The sequence below is a fragment of the Agromyces sp. NPDC055520 genome (assembly GCF_053619715.1).
Window position 1 is genome coordinate 22,485 of sequence record NZ_JBSHJY010000006.1, and the last position, 16,852, is coordinate 39,336.

The 16,852-nt window shown below is 71.6% G+C and carries 21 protein-coding genes; 13 read left to right on the forward strand and 8 right to left on the reverse strand.

Annotated features, from left to right (window positions below; genetic code table 11):
• Positions 1 to 47 precede the first annotated feature (47 nt).
• From ACWGST_RS04785 to ACWGST_RS04805, 5 genes are all read left to right on the forward strand, one after another.
• Positions 48 to 563, forward strand: coding sequence for a hypothetical protein (locus ACWGST_RS04785; RefSeq protein ID WP_452045506.1), 516 nt, complete (start codon positions 48 to 50; stop codon positions 561 to 563).
• Between the two features lie 19 nt (positions 564 to 582).
• Positions 583 to 990 carry a phage holin family protein gene (locus ACWGST_RS04790; protein WP_452045507.1) on the forward strand — a complete coding sequence of 136 codons (408 nt, stop codon included), beginning with the start codon at positions 583 to 585 and terminating at the stop codon, positions 988 to 990.
• A complete protein-coding gene (locus tag ACWGST_RS04795) occupies positions 974 to 1,285 on the forward strand; it encodes a DUF3618 domain-containing protein (RefSeq protein WP_452045508.1) in 312 nt (103 codons plus the stop codon). Before ACWGST_RS04790 ends, ACWGST_RS04795 begins: the two co-directional genes overlap by 17 nt.
• A 43-nt stretch (positions 1,286 to 1,328) precedes the next feature.
• Positions 1,329 to 2,021: a GntR family transcriptional regulator gene (locus ACWGST_RS04800; RefSeq protein WP_452045509.1), complete on the forward strand. Its 693-nt coding sequence runs from the start codon at positions 1,329 to 1,331 to the stop codon at positions 2,019 to 2,021.
• A gap of 383 nt (positions 2,022 to 2,404) precedes the next feature.
• On the forward strand, positions 2,405 to 3,190 hold the full coding sequence (locus tag ACWGST_RS04805) for a class I SAM-dependent methyltransferase (RefSeq protein WP_452045510.1): 786 nt from the start codon (positions 2,405 to 2,407) through the stop codon (positions 3,188 to 3,190).
• A gap of 79 nt (positions 3,191 to 3,269) precedes the next feature.
• On the opposite strand, the gene ACWGST_RS04810 is transcribed toward ACWGST_RS04805, so the two are convergent.
• The 7 genes from ACWGST_RS04810 to idi are packed head-to-tail and all read right to left on the reverse strand — an operon-like array spanning position 3,270 to position 8,902.
• Positions 3,270 to 4,154, reverse strand: coding sequence for a prenyltransferase (locus ACWGST_RS04810; protein WP_452045511.1), 885 nt, complete (start codon positions 4,152 to 4,154; stop codon positions 3,270 to 3,272).
• Positions 4,144 to 4,449, reverse strand: coding sequence for a lycopene cyclase domain-containing protein (locus ACWGST_RS04815; RefSeq protein ID WP_452045512.1), 306 nt, complete (start codon positions 4,447 to 4,449; stop codon positions 4,144 to 4,146). The genes ACWGST_RS04810 and ACWGST_RS04815 overlap by 11 nt, the downstream gene beginning before the upstream one ends.
• Positions 4,446 to 4,778 carry a lycopene cyclase domain-containing protein gene (locus ACWGST_RS04820; protein WP_452045513.1) on the reverse strand — a complete coding sequence of 111 codons (333 nt, stop codon included), beginning with the start codon at positions 4,776 to 4,778 and terminating at the stop codon, positions 4,446 to 4,448. The genes ACWGST_RS04815 and ACWGST_RS04820 overlap by 4 nt, the downstream gene beginning before the upstream one ends.
• A complete protein-coding gene (crtI, locus tag ACWGST_RS04825; protein WP_452045514.1) occupies positions 4,775 to 6,337 on the reverse strand; it encodes a phytoene desaturase family protein in 1,563 nt (520 codons plus the stop codon). The genes ACWGST_RS04820 and crtI overlap by 4 nt, the downstream gene beginning before the upstream one ends.
• The gene (locus ACWGST_RS04830) at positions 6,334 to 7,260 is read right to left on the reverse strand and encodes a phytoene/squalene synthase family protein (RefSeq protein WP_452045515.1); all 927 of its coding nucleotides are present in this window, start codon (positions 7,258 to 7,260) and stop codon (positions 6,334 to 6,336) included. Before ACWGST_RS04830 ends, crtI begins: the two co-directional genes overlap by 4 nt.
• Positions 7,257 to 8,318, reverse strand: coding sequence for a polyprenyl synthetase family protein (locus tag ACWGST_RS04835; RefSeq protein WP_452045516.1), 1,062 nt, complete (start codon positions 8,316 to 8,318; stop codon positions 7,257 to 7,259). The genes ACWGST_RS04830 and ACWGST_RS04835 overlap by 4 nt, the downstream gene beginning before the upstream one ends.
• Positions 8,315 to 8,902, reverse strand: a complete 588-nt coding sequence (idi, locus tag ACWGST_RS04840) for an isopentenyl-diphosphate Delta-isomerase (RefSeq protein ID WP_452045517.1) — start codon at positions 8,900 to 8,902, stop codon at positions 8,315 to 8,317. Before idi ends, ACWGST_RS04835 begins: the two co-directional genes overlap by 4 nt.
• Before the next feature lie 75 nt (positions 8,903 to 8,977).
• On the opposite strand from idi, the gene ACWGST_RS04845 reads away from it, so the two are divergent.
• The gene (locus tag ACWGST_RS04845) at positions 8,978 to 9,529 is read left to right on the forward strand and encodes a MarR family winged helix-turn-helix transcriptional regulator (RefSeq protein ID WP_452045518.1); all 552 of its coding nucleotides are present in this window, start codon (positions 8,978 to 8,980) and stop codon (positions 9,527 to 9,529) included.
• Here ACWGST_RS04845 and ACWGST_RS04850 read toward each other — a convergent pair.
• The gene (locus ACWGST_RS04850) at positions 9,520 to 9,987 is read right to left on the reverse strand and encodes a pyrimidine dimer DNA glycosylase/endonuclease V (protein WP_452045519.1); all 468 of its coding nucleotides are present in this window, start codon (positions 9,985 to 9,987) and stop codon (positions 9,520 to 9,522) included. The genes ACWGST_RS04845 and ACWGST_RS04850 overlap by 10 nt on opposite strands.
• A 113-nt stretch (positions 9,988 to 10,100) precedes the next feature.
• On the opposite strand from ACWGST_RS04850, the gene hemQ reads away from it, so the two are divergent.
• The 7 genes from hemQ to ACWGST_RS04885 all read left to right on the forward strand — a co-directional run bounded on the left by hemQ (position 10,101) and on the right by ACWGST_RS04885 (position 16,728).
• Positions 10,101 to 10,838, forward strand: coding sequence for a hydrogen peroxide-dependent heme synthase (gene hemQ / locus ACWGST_RS04855; RefSeq protein ID WP_452045520.1), 738 nt, complete (start codon positions 10,101 to 10,103; stop codon positions 10,836 to 10,838).
• Positions 10,838 to 11,902, forward strand: coding sequence for a ferrochelatase (locus ACWGST_RS04860; protein ID WP_452045521.1), 1,065 nt, complete (start codon positions 10,838 to 10,840; stop codon positions 11,900 to 11,902). The genes hemQ and ACWGST_RS04860 overlap by 1 nt, the downstream gene beginning before the upstream one ends.
• Positions 11,899 to 12,858: a hydroxymethylbilane synthase gene (gene hemC, locus ACWGST_RS04865; RefSeq protein WP_452045522.1), complete on the forward strand. Its 960-nt coding sequence runs from the start codon at positions 11,899 to 11,901 to the stop codon at positions 12,856 to 12,858. The genes ACWGST_RS04860 and hemC overlap by 4 nt, the downstream gene beginning before the upstream one ends.
• A gap of 14 nt (positions 12,859 to 12,872) precedes the next feature.
• A complete protein-coding gene (locus tag ACWGST_RS04870) occupies positions 12,873 to 13,667 on the forward strand; it encodes a uroporphyrinogen-III synthase (RefSeq protein ID WP_452045601.1) in 795 nt (264 codons plus the stop codon).
• A gap of 175 nt (positions 13,668 to 13,842) precedes the next feature.
• Positions 13,843 to 14,841, forward strand: a complete 999-nt coding sequence (gene hemB / locus ACWGST_RS04875) for a porphobilinogen synthase (protein WP_452045523.1) — start codon at positions 13,843 to 13,845, stop codon at positions 14,839 to 14,841.
• Positions 14,842 to 14,882: 41 nt separating this feature from the next.
• Positions 14,883 to 16,208, forward strand: a complete 1,326-nt coding sequence (gene hemL / locus ACWGST_RS04880; RefSeq protein ID WP_452045524.1) for a glutamate-1-semialdehyde 2,1-aminomutase — start codon at positions 14,883 to 14,885, stop codon at positions 16,206 to 16,208.
• 127 nt (positions 16,209 to 16,335) lie between these two features.
• On the forward strand, positions 16,336 to 16,728 hold the full coding sequence (locus ACWGST_RS04885; RefSeq protein ID WP_452045525.1) for a hypothetical protein: 393 nt from the start codon (positions 16,336 to 16,338) through the stop codon (positions 16,726 to 16,728).
• Positions 16,729 to 16,852: the final 124 nt, after the last annotated feature.

The window sequence follows — 16,852 nt, forward strand, 5'->3', positions numbered from 1 at the left end:
CGCTGGAATCGTCGCTGTGGTCGTCCACAGGGGGAGATGGGGTGCACATGAAGGGCAAGATCCTCTTCGTCGTGGGGCTCGGCGTCGGCTACGTGCTGGGCACGCGCGCCGGTCGCGAGCGCTACGAGCAGATCCGCAAGGCGGCCGAGGGCGTGTGGAACACGCCCGTCGTGCAGCAGGGCGTCGGCGCCGTGAAGGGGTTCGCGGCTGAGAAGGCGGGCGACCTCTCGGACACCGTGCTCGACGGCGTGAAGTCGTTCATCGGCAACGCGACCCGCGGTGCGGGCGCCACGAGGAGCGACGTCGACAGTGCCGCCGAGACCGCGAAGCGGAACGTCTCGAAGACCGCCGCCGCGGCGAAGTCGGCCGTCGACAGTGCGGCCTCCGCGCTCGACGAGGTGATCGACGACGCGGCCGAGGCCGCTTCGGCCGGTGCATCGGGTGCGAAGAGCACCGCGAAGAACGCTGCGAAGAGTACCGGCACCGCGAAGAACGCTGCGAAGCGCGCTCCGACGAAGCGCAGCACGACGGGCAAGGCCAAGCCCGCCGCATCCGACTCATGACCGTGGAGGTGACCACGCGATGACCGCGCCCTCGAACGACGACCGCTCCCTCTTCACGCTGATCGGCGACCTGCCCGACACGATCTCGTCGCTCGTTCGCGCCGAGATCGACCAGATCAAGGCGGAGGTCTCGTACAAGGTCAAGCACTTCGGCATCGGCTCGGGGCTCGTCGCGGGCGCCGCCGTCGTCGGCGTGTTCCTGCTCTTCACCCTCATCACGACCGCGATCTTCGCGCTCGCGCTCGTGATGCCCGCATGGGCGGCCGCACTCACCGTGTCGGGGGTGCTGCTCCTGATCATCGCGGTCCTGCTGTGGATCGCCTACGTCAACTTCAAGCGCGGTTCGGAGCCCCTCGAGTCGGTCGAGAGCCTGAAGGCCGATCTCGACGCCCTGAAGGGAACGGGTGACTATGACCGCCGCTACTGACGCCCCCGGCCCCCGACCCTCCAAGCGCGACGCCGCCACTCGCGAACGCAACCTCACCCGCCTGCAGGCGAAGCAGGCGTCGCAGCAGGCGCGTGCCGAGTTCGCCGAGACGCTGAACGCCCTCGAAGACAAGCTCAACGTGCCCAAGCAGGTCGGCATCCGCACCGAGCGAGCCAAGCGCAGGCTGCGCCGCTTCGCCGACGAGCAGCCAGTGGCGGCGGTCGTCGCCGCCGTCGGCGTCGTGGCCTTCGTCGGCATCGGGGTGTGGCTCATCGTGCGCTCGAAGCTCGACTGATCGCGCCGCGAGTCGAAGCGAACCAGAGCGAGCGGATGCCACGATGCCGACGCCAGCACACGATCCGGGCCTCCCGGCTTCGACCGGAACCTCCGTCGACCGCGTCGCCGCGGTCGTTCGCGCCGACATCCTGAGCGGGGTGCTGCCGCCCGACACTCCGCTGCGTGAAGAGGCCGCCTCCGAGCAGTACGGCGTCTCGCGGCACACCGTGCGCGCGGCGTTCCAGCGGCTCGTCGCCGAGCGGCTCGCCGTCGCCGAGGCGTACCGCGGGGTGCGGGTGACGAGCTTCGACCGCGCCCAGGTGATCGCGTTGCAGCAACTGCGCGCGGCGCTCGAGGTCGAGGCCGTGCGCATCGTGGGAGAGCGCTACGGCGAGGTGTGGCCCGATCCTGTGCTGGCGCCGGCGCGAGACGCGCTCGGGAGGCTCGACTCGCTCGCGCGAGATGCCTCCACCACCGAAGATGACGATGATGACGACGACTGGCTCGAGGCCGAGCGCATCCATGCCGACTTCCACCGGGCGATCGTGGCGGCGTCGGCGAGCCCTCGCATCATCGAGGCCCATTCGGCGCTCGGCAGCGAGCTGCTGCTGTTCCTCCTGCACGTGCGACCGCACTACACCCTCGAGAGCCTCATCGAGGAGCACCGCTCGCTGCTCGACGAGCTCCCGACCCGCGGCGGCGAGGCCGTGCGGGAGCACCTCGAACACTCCACGAGACTCCTCATCGGCGCCTGACGCGATCGCGCCGGGCTGGAAGGAAGGAGCCGTCGATTTGACGGAACAGCCCGATACGACGCTCGTGCCCGGGGACGGCGACGCGGCGACGGAACAGACCGATACGACGCTCGTGCCCGGGACGGCGACGCGACGACGGCCTTCGCGGAGCGTGTCTTCGGCGACATGCTCGGAGCGTTCGAACTGCTCAGCATCCACCTCGGCGATCGGCTCGGCTGGTACCGTGCGCTCGCCGACGGAGGGCCGCTCGACCCATCCGCACTCGCTACACCCGTGAGTGGCTCGAGCAGCAGGCGGTCTACGGCATCCTCACCGTCGACGACGCCGGGTCCGAGGCATCCGCTCGCCGATTCGCCCTGCCGCCGGCGCATGCCGATGCCCTCGTGAATCCCGACTCGCTCGACCATGTCGCTCCCCTCGGACGCTTCATCGCCGCGGTCGGCGCGCAACTCGGGCCGCTGCTCGAGGCGTACCGGTCGGGTGGGGGCGTCTCGTGGGCGCAGCTCGGAGACGAGGCGCGATGGGCGCAGCGCGACATCAACCGGCCGTGGTTCCTGCACAGGCTCGGCGACGCGCTCGCGAGCGTTCCGTCGCTGCACGACGTGCTCTCGCGGCCCGGCGCGCGCATCGCGGACATCGGAATGGGGCACGGATGGTCGTCGATCGCCATGGCACGGGCCTACCCGTCCGCGCGGGTGGAGGGTTTCGACGTCGACGCCGAATCGGTCGTCGCGGCACGCAGACACGCCGATGAGGCGCACGTCGGTGACCGGGTGCGGTTCCACCACGTCGCGGGCGAGGGGATGCCTCAGGAGGCCGTCTTCGACGCGGTGTTCGTGTTCGAGGCGTTGCACGACATGCCGTTCCCGGTCGAGGTGCTGTCCTCGATCAGGCGGGCCGTGAAGCGCGACGGCGAGGTCGTGATCATGGATGAGGCGGTGGCCGACGCGTTCGCACCCGACGGCGACGATGTCGAGCGCATCATGTACGGGTACAGCATCTTCATGTGCCTGCCCGATGGGCTGTCCATACCCGGGTCCGTCGGCACGGGAACCGTGATGCGCCAGTCGATCCTCGAGCGGTACGCCAGCGAGGCGGGGTTCTCGGGCATCGAGCTGCTGCCGATCGAAGATTTCGCGTTCTTCCGATTCACGCGGCTGCTCCATTGAACGGATGCCGCGGCATCCGTTCGGAGCTCAGGCCGATCACGCTCGAGAGCTTCGGCGCCGAGCACCGTGCGGGTGAGGGTCACGCCGTGAGGGCGGCGTACCAGATGAGCAGCATCGTGACGAGGAATCCGACGACGTAGTTGATGGCGAGGAAGCGCCGCCACCCGGCGTTCGCGCGGCCCGACGACGCGTCGGTGACGCTCGCGAACGGTGCGGCCGCGGCGATGTACGGCACCACGAGCACCGCCGCGAGCGGGCCCGGCCACGACGTGGCGAGCATGAGCACGCCCGCGGCCGCCCACATGGCGATCGCGAACCGAACCGTGTTGCGTGCCCCGAGCGCGGTCGCGATCGAGGCGATGCCCGCGGAACGGTCGGGCACGACATCCTGCACGGCGCCGAAGGCGTGACTGGCGACGCCCCAGGCGAGGAACGCGAGGAGCAGCGAGAGCAGGGGAGGGGTGAACGCGGCACCCGCGAGCACGAGACCGTAGACCGCGGGGCTCACGAAGTGCACGCTCGAGGTCAGCGAGTCGAGGAACGGCACCTCCTTGAAGCGCAGGCCGGGCACCGAGTAGGCGGCGACCGCGAAGAGGCTCACCGCGAGCACCGCCCACGACGCGGGGTCGCCGAGCGCGAGCAGCACGATGACGAACGGCACGCAGATCGCGATCGCGGCGACGATGGTCGACCGGTGCCGATCCGGCGCGAGGAGGGCCCCCTCGACGCCGCCCTTGCGCGGGTTCGCGGCATCCGAGGCGTAGTCGAAGACATCGTTCACGCCGTACATCGCGAGGTTGTACGGCACCAGGAAGAAGAGCGTGCCGACGACGAACGCGATGTCGATCTCGCGCGTCGTGAGCAGGTACGCGGCCGCGAAGGGGAACGCGGTGTTCACCCAACTCAGCGGCCGCGAGGCGGTGAGGAGGTCGGCGATCGCGCTGCGGCTGGTCTCAGTCGGCATCGGGTCGTTCCCCCATGAGGTTCCAGAGCCCGCTGAGGAGCAGGACGCCGGCGATCGGGTACGCGAGGTCCTCGACGGGGGCGAGGCCGAGGCGGACACCCCAGATGTGCGCATCGGCGTAGTCGAACAGGCCCGTCGCGATCATGATCGAGTCGAACGCGATCGTGAGCAGCACGAGCACGAGTGCCGAGATCGTGACGGCGCGACCGTGGCCGCGCGGCGCGCGTCGCCACCCGATCGCCGCGACGACGGCCGCCACCGCGAGGAACGCGGCCGAGAGCAGCAGGTAGGTCACCGACGCACCCGCCTCATCGCGACCAGGCGCAGCGTGCCCGTGTAGAGCACGAGTGTCAGGTAGCAGAGGAACCCGAGGAACACGAGCTCCTCGAGCGGCAACTCCGGGGCGAGCAGGATGCCGGTGCTCACCGCGTTCTCGCCACGGTGGAAGATGCCGAGGCCGATGCCCGCGACATCCCAGGCCAGGAAGAACACGAGTCCTGCTCCGAGCACGACGATCGCCTGCACGCGTCGACCCGGGTCGCCGAACACGAGGTGGAACCGGGCGTCGAGCAACGCCATGCACGCGATGCCGGCGAGCAGCACGCCGAGGTAGACGAGGCTCATGCCGGCACGCTCCGAACCCGGGGCTCGGCCATCGGGCCCGCGCCGCGCTCGCCTCGGAGCGCCTTCGCCACGAGCTCGGCGCTGATCAGGCACATCGGCAGGCCGATGCCGGGCACGGTGGTCGCTCCGGCGAAGTACAGGTCCTGCACTGCGTTCGATGCGGTCCGCCCCCGCAGGAAGGCGCTCTGGCGCAGCACGTGCGCCGGTCCGAGCGCAGACCCCCGCCACGAGTTGAAGTCGGACTCGAAGTCGCCGGGGCCGATGGTGCGGCGCACCACCACGCGATCCGCGAGGTCCGGCACGCCCGTCCAGGCCGAGATCTGGGCGATCGCGGCGTCGGCGATGCGCTCGACGGAGTCGTCGCCGCCGCCGTCGATGCCGCCGCGGCCGATCGCAGGGTCCGCGGGCACCGGCACGAGCACGAAGAGGTTCTCGTGGCCCGGCGGCGCCACCGACGGGTCGGTCGCGCTCGGCCGGCACACGTAGAGGGACGCCGGGTCGGGAACCGAGGGCGTGCTGCCGAAGATGCGGTCGAAGTTCTCCGCCCAGTCGTCGGTGAACAGCAGCGTGTGGTGCAGCAGTTGCGGCAGCTCGCCGCGCACGCCGAGCATCACGAGGACCGCGCCCGGGCCGGGATCGGCTCGGCGCCACGCGGCATCCGATCGGCTTCGCGACTCCGGCGGCAGCAGGGCCGTCTCGGTGTGGTGCATGTCGGCCGCCGAGACGACGAGGTCGGCCTCGACCTCGTGCGTCGTTCCCTGCCGGTCGACGACGACGCCGCGCGCGGCGCCCGACTCGACGGTGATGCTCGTCACCCGGGCGTTCGTCACGATGCGCGCCCCGGCCCGCTGCGCCAGTCGCGCGACACTGTCGATGACCTCGCGGAATCCGCCCTGCGGGTAGAAGACCCCGTCGTCGAGGTCGAAGTGGCTCATCAGGTGGTACAGGCTCGGCGCGGCCGACGGAGAGGTGCCGAGGAACACGGCGGGGTAGCCGAGCACCTGGCGCAGGCGTTCGTCGCGGAACCGGCCGGCGATGAAGCGGTCGAGGGGCTGCAGCAGCAGTCGGCCGAGTCGACCGAGACGCCGGAGCACCGGCGACACGAGCAGCGTGCCCGGCGAGGAGAAGTCGTTGTAGAGGAAGTGGTCGAGTGCGAGCCGCGTCGTCTCCTCGGCGGAGTCGAGGTACTGCTCGAGGCGGCGCCCGGCGCCCGGCTCGATCGCCTCGAACGCCGCGGCGGACGCGACCCGATCGGCCACGAGGTCGAGGGGTTCCACGCGGTACTCGAAGTACACCCGGTAGCCGGGCTCCAGCCGCACGAGGTCGAGCTCCGCGTCGGCGCTCGTGCCCATCAGCCGGTAGAAGTGCTCGAACACCTCGGGCATGAGGTACCACGACGGGCCGGTGTCGAATCGGAAGCCCCCGGCGTCCCACCGTCCGGCGCGACCGCCGACGACGTCGTTCGCCTCGTAGACCGTGACCTCGTGCCCGTCGCGAGCGAGCAGCGCCGCCGTCGCGAGGCCGGCGATGCCGCCCCCGACGATCGCGACGCGGCTCATGCGGGCGCTCCGGGCAGCGGGACGCGAGCGTTCGCGGTCACGACGGACGAGCGTCGCGACGGCGCCCCTGCGGCCCTCGCGATCAGCACGAGCTTCAGCGGCGTCGGCACCCTGACCCTCGTCATGAGCAGTTCCCGCGCCGGCGTGCGACGGAGCCGCGACGACAGGGCGGAGAACAGGGTGTGCGCGGCGGCGACGGCCCTGCGGCATCCGCTCGGCAGCTCGGCGATCACCTCGCCGGCGATCGCGAGGTCGCGATCGAGGTCGTCGAGCAGCCGCAGCTTGTCGGCCTCGCTCAGGCGCGCGGGGTCGATGCCGGGGAAGTAGCGGCGGCCGAGCGAACCGTAGTCGTCGGCGAGGTCGCGCAGGAAGTTCACCTTCTGGAACGCGGCGCCGAGGTGGCGGGCGCCGCGCTGCCAGCGCGCGTCGCGCTCGGCGTCGTCGGGGATCCCCTCGCTGAAGGCGCGCAGGCACATCAGCCCCACGACCTCGGCCGAGCCGTGGATGTATTCGCGGAGCTCGGCCTCGTCGAAGTCCACCGGATCGAGGTCGCGCCGCATCGATGCGAAGAACGGGCGGGTCAGCTCTGGTCCGAACCCCGTGGTGCGTGCGGTGCGCGCGAAGGCGTGCACGACGAGGTTCGAGCTGTAGCCGCGGAGGATCGCCTGCTCGGTCTCGACCTCGAGCGCGTCGAGCATCGCACGCCGCTCATCCGGCGCGAGCCCCGCCTCCTCGGCCGGTCCGTCGACGATCTCGTCGGCGATGCGCACGAGCGCGTAGACGTCGGCCAGGTGGTCGCGCACCGGGCGCGAGCACAAGCGGCTCGCGAGTCCGAACGACGTCGAGTAGTGCGAGATCACCTGGGCGGAGCCGAGGTGCGCGGTGCGGTCGTAGAGCGCGAGCCCGGTCGGTGCCGCGGTCATCGTGCACGCTCCGTGCAGGTGCCGGCGGTGACGGTCAGTGCGTCGTGCAGGCCGTGCGGCAGATCCGCCCCAGCGATCGCGGCGACGGCGGCCGCGCAGCGCGCATCGATGAGCCGCTCCACGCGGGCACGGGCTCCGCTCGACTCGATCACCCGGCGGAGCCGCGCCGCGCCGGTGTCGTCGAGCTCCGGATTCCCGAACCCCTCGGCGGCTCGGGTCCAGTCGGGGTGCACTCGGGCGTAGGCGATGAGCAGGGTCTCCTTGCCCTCGCGGAGGTCGGAGAGCACGGACTTGCCGGTGGCCTCCGGCGAGCCGTAGACGCCGAGCAGGTCGTCGCGCAGCTGGAACGCGACGCCGAGATGGCGGCCGATCTCGCCGAGTCGTGCGACGACCGCATCGGATGCCCCGCCGAGCACCGCCCCCGCCTGGAGCGGGGCGCTGAACGAGTACGACGCGGTCTTGTTCTCGATCATGGCGAGGATGTCGCGCTCGCCGGGGGCCGCGCCGGCCTGGCGCACGTCGGCGTGCTCGCCCGCCGCCGCGACGAAGACGCACTCGTCGACGATCTCGAGCAGGGCGGCACGCACCCGCCGCGGAGCCTCGAGCTCGGCGACCGCTCGCAGCGCGCCGGCGATGAGGAGGTCGCCGGCGAGGATCGCCGATGCCTCGCCGTAGTCGTTCGCCCTGCGGGTCGTCAGCCCGCGGGCGACGCCGTCGAGTGCGAAGCGCCCCGCGACGTTCGGTGCGCCTCGGCGCACGAGGTCGTGGTCGATCACGTCGTCGTGCACGAGGAACGCCGTGTGCAGGAGCTCGAACGCCGAGGCGAGCCGCACCGACTCCGCAGTGTTCGAACCGGCGAAGGCGGCGTGCGCGGCGAGCACGAGTTCGGGTCGGATGCGCTTGCCTCCGGCGGCGCCGTCGCGTGCGGCGACCCAGAGCCGCACGTAGTCGTCGCCGTGCATCGCCGCCCGTTCGAGCTGCCGGGCGAAGAAGTCGTCGAGGAACTCCGCGACGGCGACCCCGCCGTCGATCCGCCGATCGAGCGTGGCGCCGATCATGATGCGATGGCCTCGCGCCCGTCGACGGGGCGGGCGAGGGAGTGGTCGAGGGAACCGCCGAGGAACGGCAGCAGTCGCGCCTGCAGCACGAACCAGGGGCTGAACGCCCACGGAGCGTGCTCGATCGCCGAGGCGAGTCGCTGCGGCGCCACCCACGCGAAGTCCATGACCTCGCCGGGATGCGGCTCGAGTTCGGAGGCCGCATACGCCGTGTACACGGGGCAGAGCTCGTTCTCGACGAGCCCCGAGGCATCCGTCGCCCGGTAGTGGAAGAACGGGAGCACCGGCTCGATGCCGTCGAGCAGGAGTCCGAGCTCGAACTCGCCGCGGCGGCGGATCGCGTGGACCAGGGTCTCCGCAGGCGCCGGATGGCCGCAGAACGAGTTGGTCCAGACGCCCGGCCAGGTCTGCTTCGAGAGGGCGCGGCGGGTCACGAGGAGTTCCTCGCGCTCGTTGAACACGTGGCACGAGAAGGCGAGGTGGCGCGCGGTGTCTGCGCCGTGCACGCTCGATTTCGGCGCGCGGCCGATGGCCCGGTCGTCGGCGTCGAGCAGTACGACCTCTTCGATGTCGCTGAGGGTCATGGTGACTCCAGTCTTAACTGCTTTGGCTAGTAGTTAGCTTAGCGAGAAATATACATGACTGGCTAGAATCACTCCATGGCAAGTGAGCGGGAGACGCGGCACGACATCGCCGCCGCGATGCACGATCCCCGCATCTCCGACCACGACCAGGAACTCGTGAACCGTGCCGGCCTCGACGACGAGCAGCTCGATCAGATCGTGCGCGTGATGCAGAGCCTTCGCGGCTGGCATGAGGCCGAGCGTCGGATGAGCGAGGCGTCGAGCAAGTACATGAAGCTCAACGCCACGGACATGCGCGCGCTGCGATTCCTCATCGCCGCCCGCAATCAGGGCGAGATCGCCACCCCGGGCGCGATCAGCGAGTACCTCGGCATCTCGAGCGCATCGACGACCAAGCTCCTCGACCGCCTCGAACGCGGCGGCCACATCGTGCGCGCACCGCATCCGAGCGATCGACGTGCGCTCGCCATCTCGGTCACCGACGCCACGCGCATCGTCGCGCGCGAGTCGGTCGGGCGCCTGCACGCCCGGCGCTTCGACGCCGCGGCCGCCCTCACCTCCGACGAGCGGGAGGTCGTCATCAGGTTCCTCGACGCGCTCAGCGCGACCGAGCTCGATCAGGACTGAGGCGGCACTCCTCCGGCGATGGGCCGGGTCGCGCGCTCCCACGACGCCACGGGCCCGTCGACGACGACGAACAGCGGATGCGCGTCGGGCGACTCGACGAGGGCCCACCGCAGCGCCAGTTCGGGGCTCCTCATCGACAACTTCCCGAGCAGGTGCTCCCACTCGAGGGCGAGCTGACCGCTCGTGACGTCGAGCCGCACCGGGGGCGTGCTCCGTCGATGCACCTTGCTCCCGTCGAAGCGATAGCCGCGGGCGGTCGCCTCCTCCGCGATGCCGGCGAGGTGGTCGCCGATCGCGCCGAGCGGGTCGGGCGCCGCGCGGAACCGCTCGAGCTGCGGGTGCTGCGTGTATCCGCGCGTGGCGCCCTCGAGCACCGCCTGCGCGAGCAGCGTCTCGCGCCAGCAGGCGGTCAGCCCCTGGCGATCGAGGTAGCGCGGGTGCAGCGACCAGATCCTCATCCGACGAGCGTACGTGCCCGATTCGTCCGCGCCGGCGCCGGCACGGGTGATGACGACCGCGGCGCGGTGGACTCCCTTTTGGCCGATCACGCGGAAAGGGGGAGACTGGAGGCATGTCTTCCCCCGCTGCCGAAGCGGCAGCCGACGCGCTCCGTCCCGCTTCCGAAACCGCCGATTCTCCCGAGGGCTTCACGGTGTTCGCCGTGTTCCGCCGGGATCCGGCGAGACCCGACGACTACGACGGCCACGACGTGCGCCGCGTCGTCGAAGAGCTCGACGGCGTCATCGCGCTCGTCGAGAACGAGGGGGTCACGCTCCGCGGCATCTACGACGTCTCAGGCCTCCGCGCCGACGCCGATGTCATGCTGTGGCTGCACGGCCCGACCGCCGAGGGCCTGCAGTGGGCGCTGCGCGAGCTCCGCCGCGCCCGCATCCTGAAGCACCTGCTGCCGACGTGGAACGCCATGGGCGTGCACCGCGACGCCGAGTTCAACACGTCGCACGTACCCGGGTTCCTGCGCGGGCTCGAGCCGAAGTCGTGGCTGACGGTCTACCCCTTCGTGCGCAGCTACGAGTGGTACCTCCTGCCGGCGGAAGAGCGCAGCCGCATGCTCGCCGACCACGGTCGCAAGGGCGCCGCCTTCCGCGGGGCGATCGCCAACACCGTCAGCGCCTTCGCGCTCGGCGACTACGAGTGGCTGCTTCCCATCGAGTCCGACGAGCTCACCGAGCTCGTCGACCTCATGCGCGAGCTGCGCGACACCGACGCCCGTCGCCATGTGCGCGAAGAAGTGCCGTTCTACACGGGCCGGCGCATCTCGACCGCCGAGCTCGTGGAGGTGCTGCAGTAATGGCCCACTACGACGCGATCCTGCTCTCGTCGTTCGGCGGCCCCGAGGGCCAAGACGACGTCATCCCCTTCCTCCGCAACGTCACCGCGGGCCGCGGCATCCCCGACGAGCGGCTCGAAGAGGTCGCCCACCACTACCGCCACTTCGGCGGCGTGAGCCCGATCAACGAGCAGAACCGGCAGCTGAAGGCCGCCATCGAGGCCGAGCTCGCCGCGCGCGGCATCGAGCTGCCGGTGTACTGGGGCAACCGCAACTGGGCGCCGTACTTCGGCGATGTCGTGCGTGAAGCGTCGGCCAACGGGCACACCGAGCTGCTCGGCCTCGTCACGAGCGCCTACACGAGCTACTCGGGCGTCGGCCAGTACCGCGAGGACTTCGAGAAGGCGACCGCCGGCACCGACGTCGCGATCGACCGCGTGCGCGAGTACTTCGACCACCCCGGCTTCGTGCAGCCCTTCATCGACGGCGTGCAGGAGGCCGCGGGGTCGCTCACCGCCGAGGGGGTCGCGCCCGAGCGAACGCACCTGCTGTTCGTCACGCACTCGATTCCGAACAGTGCAGCGGATGCCTCGGGGCCCTCGTTCGGACCGGGCGGCGCCTACGTCGCGCAGCATCTCGCCGTGGCATCCGTCGTCTCGGAGGCGGCCGCGCCCGACTCGCCGTGGTCGCTCGTGTACCAGTCGCGATCGGGTGACCCGCGCACGCCGTGGCTCGAGCCCGACATCAACGACGCGATCGCCGAGCTCGCCGCCGGCGGCCTCACCGAGGCGATCGTCATCGTGCCGTTCGGCTTCGTCAGCGACCACATGGAGGTCATGTGGGACCTCGACAACGAGGCCGTCGAGACCGCCGGCGAGCACGGGCTGAAGGTGCGTCGCGTGCCGACGCCCGGCGTGCACCCCGCATACGTCTCGGGCCTCGTCGACCTCGTGTTCGAGCGCGTGAACGACGTGCCCGACGCCGAGCGGCCGCACCTCACCGCGCTCGGGCCGTGGCCCGACCACGCCCGCATCGCCGGCGGGTCGGTCGTCGAACCGGTCGCCGAGGAGGCGACGCCACGATGACCCCCGTCATCCGCGTCGGCACCCGGGGCAGCGCCCTCGCGATGGCGCAGACCCGGCAGATCTCCGAGCGGCTCGCCGCCGCCGCGGGGGCCGAGATCGAGCTCGTGCCGATCACGACGCAGGGCGACACCTCGCGAGCGTCGCTCGCCACGATCGGCGGCACGGGCGTGTTCGCCGCGGCGCTTCGAGAGGCGCTGCTCGCCGGCGAGTGCGACGTCGTCGTGCACTCGCTGAAAGACCTGCCGACCGCCGAGCACGAGGGGCTGCGTCTCGGCGCGGTGCCCAAGCGCGCCGATGCCCGCGACGCGCTCTGCGCGCGCGACGGGCTCACGCTCGCGACTCTGCCCGAGGGCGCGCGGGTCGGCACCGGCTCGCCGCGACGCATCGCCCAGCTCGGCGCCGCCCGCCCCGACGTCGTCGCCGTCGACCTGCGCGGCAACATCGACACCCGGCTCGACCACGTCTTCGGCGACGTGCCGAGCCTCGACGCCGTGCTGCTCGCCGCCGCCGGGCTCGGCCGCCTCGGCCGCTCCGACGCGGTGACCGACCTGCTGTCGCTCGACGAATGGCCGACCGCACCCGGCCAGGGCGCGCTCGCCATCGAGGTGCGTCGTGAGGCCGGCGACCGTGCGCTCGAGCACGCGCTCGAGGCGGTCGACCACAAGCTGACGCGTGCCACGGTGCTCGCCGAACGTCTCGTGCTCGCCGGTCTCGAAGCCGGCTGCTCGGCCCCGATCGGTGCGACGGCGTTCATGGAGGACGAACTTCTGTTCCTGACGGCGACCGTGTACAGTGCCGACGGGGCCCGGCGACTCGTGAGTTCGCACGCGGCCACCCCCGAGAGCCGCTCGGCCGCCGACCTGGCGGATGCGGCCCGCGACATCGCAGAGCGTGCCGTCGCGGAACTCCTCGGCAACGGCGCCGCTGAACTTGCACCACCTGAGGGGTCGCAGTGAGCGAATTCGAACCGATGACCGGAGCCATCAACCTGCCTCCGTCCGTCGGCAAACCGCTCGCCGGTTGGCGCGTGCTCGTGCCGCGGGGCGGGCCGTGGGGCGACGGCGTCGCCGCGGCGCTGCGCGCCCGCGGTGCAGCGCCCGTGGTCGCCCCCCTGATCAACTTCGCGCCGACCGACGACCAGCCGGCCCTCGAGGCGGCGCTCGCCAAGCTCGCCGCCGGCGGCTTCGACTGGTTGACCGTCACGAGTGCCACGACGGTCGACGTGCTCTCGACGTACGACGCCGTCATCCCCGAGACGACGAAGGTCGCCGCGGTCGGCGAGACCACCGCGGCCGCCCTCCTTGCCGCGGGGTACCAGGCCGACATCGTGCCGTCGGAAGAGAACTCCGCCAGGGGCATGCTCGAAGAATGGGAGGCCGCGACCGACGGTGCGCGCGGGCTGAACGTGCTCGCCCTGCGCTCGGCGATCGCGAAGCAGGTGCTCTCGATCGGCCTCGAACGCATGGGCCACCACGTCGAGGCGGTCGTCGCGTATCGCACGATCGGCGTGCCGGTCGCCCCGAAGGTCGCCGACGACGTGCGCTCGGGCCGGGTCAACGCGGTGCTCGTGACCTCGGGCAGTGTCGCCGAACAGGTGCAGCAGCAGCTCGGGCCGATCCCCGAGTCGATCCTCGTGGCCGCGATCGGCCCGCAGACCAAGAAGGACGCCGCGCAGGTCGGCCTCCGGGTCGATGTCGTCGCCCGCGAGCGCACCGCCGAGTCGCTCATCGACGCCGTCGTCGACGCGGCCACAGCCAAGGCCTGACCCCGACGTTCAGTTCGAGGCGGTGTGTCGCCCGCCTTCGCGACGATGCCGCGCATGAGCGACCAGTGGCGCACGGGTGCGATTCCCGCGACCGCGGCGTCGGTGGCGCGGGTCGCGCGACGAACCCATCACGGACTCCCGGCGGCTCCTCGATCGGGCGACGTAGGCTTGACGGGTGAGCCCCGCCCCCACCCCCAGGATCCGCCCGCGCCGACTGCGTGAGACCCCGGCACTGCGCCGTCTCGTCTCAGAGACCCGGTTGCACCCCGCCGAGCTCGTGCTCCCGATCTTCGTGCGCGAGGGGGTGACTGCCCCGGTGCCGATCAGCTCGATGCCGGGCGTCGTGCAGCACTCGCTCGCGAGCCTGCCCGACGCCGTCGAGCAGGCCGTGGCCGCGGGCGTCGGCGGCGTCATGCTGTTCGGCGTTCCCGAGGAGCGCGACGCGCGCGGCTCGGGTGCCACCGACCCCGACGGCATCCTGAATGTCGCGACGAGGGTTGCGGCCGAGGCATCCGCTCGCCGTCTCGTCGTGCAGACCGACCTGTGCCTCGACGAGTTCACCGACCACGGGCACTGCGGGGTGCTCGACGAGCGCGGCCGCGTCGACAACGACGCGACGCTCGAGCGGTACACCTCGATGGCGCTCGCGCAGGCGCGCGCGGGCTCCGAGCTGCTCGGCCTCTCGGGCATGATGGACGGCCAGGTCGCCGCCGTGCGCGAGGCACTCGACGACGCCGGGCACCACGACACGGCGATCCTCGCCTACTCGGCGAAGTACGCGAGCGCCTACTACGGGCCGTTCCGCGAGGCCGTCGAGTCGACCCTCGAGGGCGACCGCCGTTCGTACCAGCTCGATCCGGGTAACCGGCGAGAGGGGTTGCGCGAGGCGATGATCGACATCGACGAGGGCGCCGACGTCGTCATGGTCAAGCCCGCCGGCAGCTACCTCGACGTGCTCGCCGACGTCGCGGCGGCCAGCGACGTGCCCGTGTGGGCCTACCAGGTGTCGGGGGAGTACGCGATGATCGAGGCCGCCGCCGCCCACGGCTGGATCGACCGCAAGCGCGCCGTCATCGAGTCGGTGCGCGGCATCCGCCGCGCCGGCGCCGACGCGGTGCTCACGTACTGGGCCGTCGAACTGGCCGAGTGGATCCGGAACGGAGACGCGGCATGAGCTATCTCGATACGGCTGCTTCGCGGCCGACTCGATCACCGATGACGAACGACGAGCTCTTCGCCCGTGCGCAGGCCGCGATCCCGGGCGGGGTCAACTCGCCCGTGCGCGCGTTCCGCTCGGTCGGCGGCACGCCGCGCTTCCTCGTGAGCGCCCGCGGCCCGTACGTCACCGACGCCGAGGGCCGCGAGTACGTCGACCTCGTCGCCGGCTGGGGCCCCGCGATCCTGGGGCACGCCGACCCGCGGGTCGTCGAGGCGGTTCAGGATGCCGCGGCGCGAGGCCTCTCGTTCGGCGCCTCGACCCCGGCCGAGACCGAGCTCGCCGAGATCGTCGAGCAGCGCGTCGGCCCGGTCGAGAAGCTGCGGCTCGTCTCGACGGGCACCGAGGCGACGATGAGCGCCATCCGTCTCGCCCGCGGATTCACGGGCCGCGACCTGCTCGTGAAGTTCGCCGGGCACTATCACGGCCATTCCGACGGGCTCCTCGCCGAGGCCGGCTCGGGCCTCGCGACCTTCGCCCTGCCGGGCTCCGCGGGCGTGCCGGCCGGCATCGCGGCGCTCACCCTCGTGGTGCCCTACAACGACCTCGACGCGCTCGCCGCGGTCTTCACCGAGCACGGCGACCGCATCGCGGCCGTGATCACCGAGGCGGCGGCGGCGAACATGGGCGTCGTGCCGCCCGTCGACGGGTTCAACCGGGCCGTCGTCGAGCTCGCGCACGCGCACGGCGCACTCGTCATCTCCGACGAGGTGCTCACGGGCTTCCGTGTCTCGGCCGCCGGCTGGTGGGGGCTCGAGAACGCGGCGACGAACGCGAGCGAGGCGACGGGGTACACGCCCGACCTCATGACGTTCGGCAAGGTCATCGGCGGCGGCATGCCGGTCGCCGCGCTCGGCGGCCGCGCCGAGATCATGGAGCAGCTCGCGCCGCTCGGTCCCGTCTACCAGGCGGGCACGCTCTCGGGCAACCCCGTTGCGGTCGCGGCGGGCATCGCGACCCTGAATGCGGCCGACGCCGGCGTGTACGCGAAGCTCGACGCCACCGCCGAGGCGATCAGCGATGCGGTCTCGGCTGCGCTCGACGCCGAGGGGGTCGCGCACCGCGTGCAGCACGCCGGCAACCTCTTCAGCTTCGTGTTCGGCGACGAGGCCGCGGCGGCCCCGGTGCGCGATTACGCGACCGTGCAACGCCAGGAGTCGCGGCGCTACGCCCCGTTCTTCCACGCGATGCTCGAGCAGGGCGTCTCGCTGCCGCCGTCGGTCTTCGAGGCCTGGTTCGTCACCGCCGCCCACGACGACGCGGCGATCGCCCGGGTGTTCGACGCGCTTCCCGCCGCAGCGAGAGCCGCGGCATCCGCCCCCTGATCTGTGTTCACTGTTCAGGAGGGGGTGTGGCGACGCGGGGCCGTTTCGCGCCGCATGCCGTCGAAATCACCCGCCGTGCCCGCACTCCTTCCTGAAAAGGGTCGTCTCGATGGGGCAGGATGGGGGTATGGCGAAGCTGCGCGTGCATACCGACCGGATCGAGGTGCACCTCACCACGCCCGAGAAGTCGCTCGCGCTCCGCAGCGCCGACCTCGTGGTGCAACGCGCCGACATCCGCTCGGCCACGATCACCGACGACCCGTGGATCTGGATCCGAGGCATCCGTCGTCGCGGCACCGAGGTACCGCTCGTCGTCGCCGTCGGCGTGTGGAAGTACCACGGCGGCACCGACTTCGTGATCATCAAGGGCAAGCGGCCCGCGGTCGTGCTCGAGCTCGCCGCCGGCGAGTTCACCCGCATCATCCTGAGCACGAACCACGCCGGCGAACTCATCGACCGTCTGCGCCTCACCCCGGTCGACGAACCGGGAGACGCCTCGCGCGGCGCCGCTGCCGAATAGTGCCGACGCGAGGAGCGCCGCCGCGAGGAGCGCATCGCGTGCCGCGACACAATCCGAAACGATTCGGCAGCGAGAACCGGCTCCCCTAGGATGGCCCAGGGCGCTGCGACCTCGGTCGTGCCGC

Bases quoted from the DNA above. Each gene is read 5' to 3' on its own strand.
- ACWGST_RS04885 (WP_452045525.1), top strand. From the start codon at position 16,336: ATGGCGAAGCTGCGCGTGCATACCGACCGGATCGAGGTGCACCTCACC.
- hemQ (WP_452045520.1), top strand. From the start codon at position 10,101: ATGTCTTCCCCCGCTGCCGAAGCGGCAGCCGACGCGCTCCGTCCCGCT.
- ACWGST_RS04810 (WP_452045511.1), bottom strand. From the start codon at position 4,154: ATGCCGACTGAGACCAGCCGCAGCGCGATCGCCGACCTCCTCACCGCC.
- ACWGST_RS04860 (WP_452045521.1), top strand. From the start codon at position 10,838: ATGGCCCACTACGACGCGATCCTGCTCTCGTCGTTCGGCGGCCCCGAG.
- ACWGST_RS04830 (WP_452045515.1), bottom strand. From the start codon at position 7,260: ATGACCGCGGCACCGACCGGGCTCGCGCTCTACGACCGCACCGCGCAC.
- ACWGST_RS04795 (WP_452045508.1), top strand. From the start codon at position 974: ATGACCGCCGCTACTGACGCCCCCGGCCCCCGACCCTCCAAGCGCGAC.
- ACWGST_RS04785 (WP_452045506.1), top strand. From the start codon at position 48: ATGAAGGGCAAGATCCTCTTCGTCGTGGGGCTCGGCGTCGGCTACGTG.
- crtI (WP_452045514.1), bottom strand. From the start codon at position 6,337: ATGAGCCGCGTCGCGATCGTCGGGGGCGGCATCGCCGGCCTCGCGACG.
- hemC (WP_452045522.1), top strand. From the start codon at position 11,899: ATGACCCCCGTCATCCGCGTCGGCACCCGGGGCAGCGCCCTCGCGATG.
- ACWGST_RS04870 (WP_452045601.1), top strand. From the start codon at position 12,873: ATGACCGGAGCCATCAACCTGCCTCCGTCCGTCGGCAAACCGCTCGCC.
- idi (WP_452045517.1), bottom strand. From the start codon at position 8,902: ATGACCCTCAGCGACATCGAAGAGGTCGTACTGCTCGACGCCGACGAC.
- ACWGST_RS04850 (WP_452045519.1), bottom strand. From the start codon at position 9,987: ATGAGGATCTGGTCGCTGCACCCGCGCTACCTCGATCGCCAGGGGCTG.
- hemL (WP_452045524.1), top strand. From the start codon at position 14,883: ATGACGAACGACGAGCTCTTCGCCCGTGCGCAGGCCGCGATCCCGGGC.
- ACWGST_RS04820 (WP_452045513.1), bottom strand. From the start codon at position 4,778: ATGAGCCTCGTCTACCTCGGCGTGCTGCTCGCCGGCATCGCGTGCATG.
- ACWGST_RS04835 (WP_452045516.1), bottom strand. From the start codon at position 8,318: ATGATCGGCGCCACGCTCGATCGGCGGATCGACGGCGGGGTCGCCGTC.
- ACWGST_RS04790 (WP_452045507.1), top strand. From the start codon at position 583: ATGACCGCGCCCTCGAACGACGACCGCTCCCTCTTCACGCTGATCGGC.
- ACWGST_RS04845 (WP_452045518.1), top strand. From the start codon at position 8,978: ATGGCAAGTGAGCGGGAGACGCGGCACGACATCGCCGCCGCGATGCAC.
- ACWGST_RS04800 (WP_452045509.1), top strand. From the start codon at position 1,329: ATGCCGACGCCAGCACACGATCCGGGCCTCCCGGCTTCGACCGGAACC.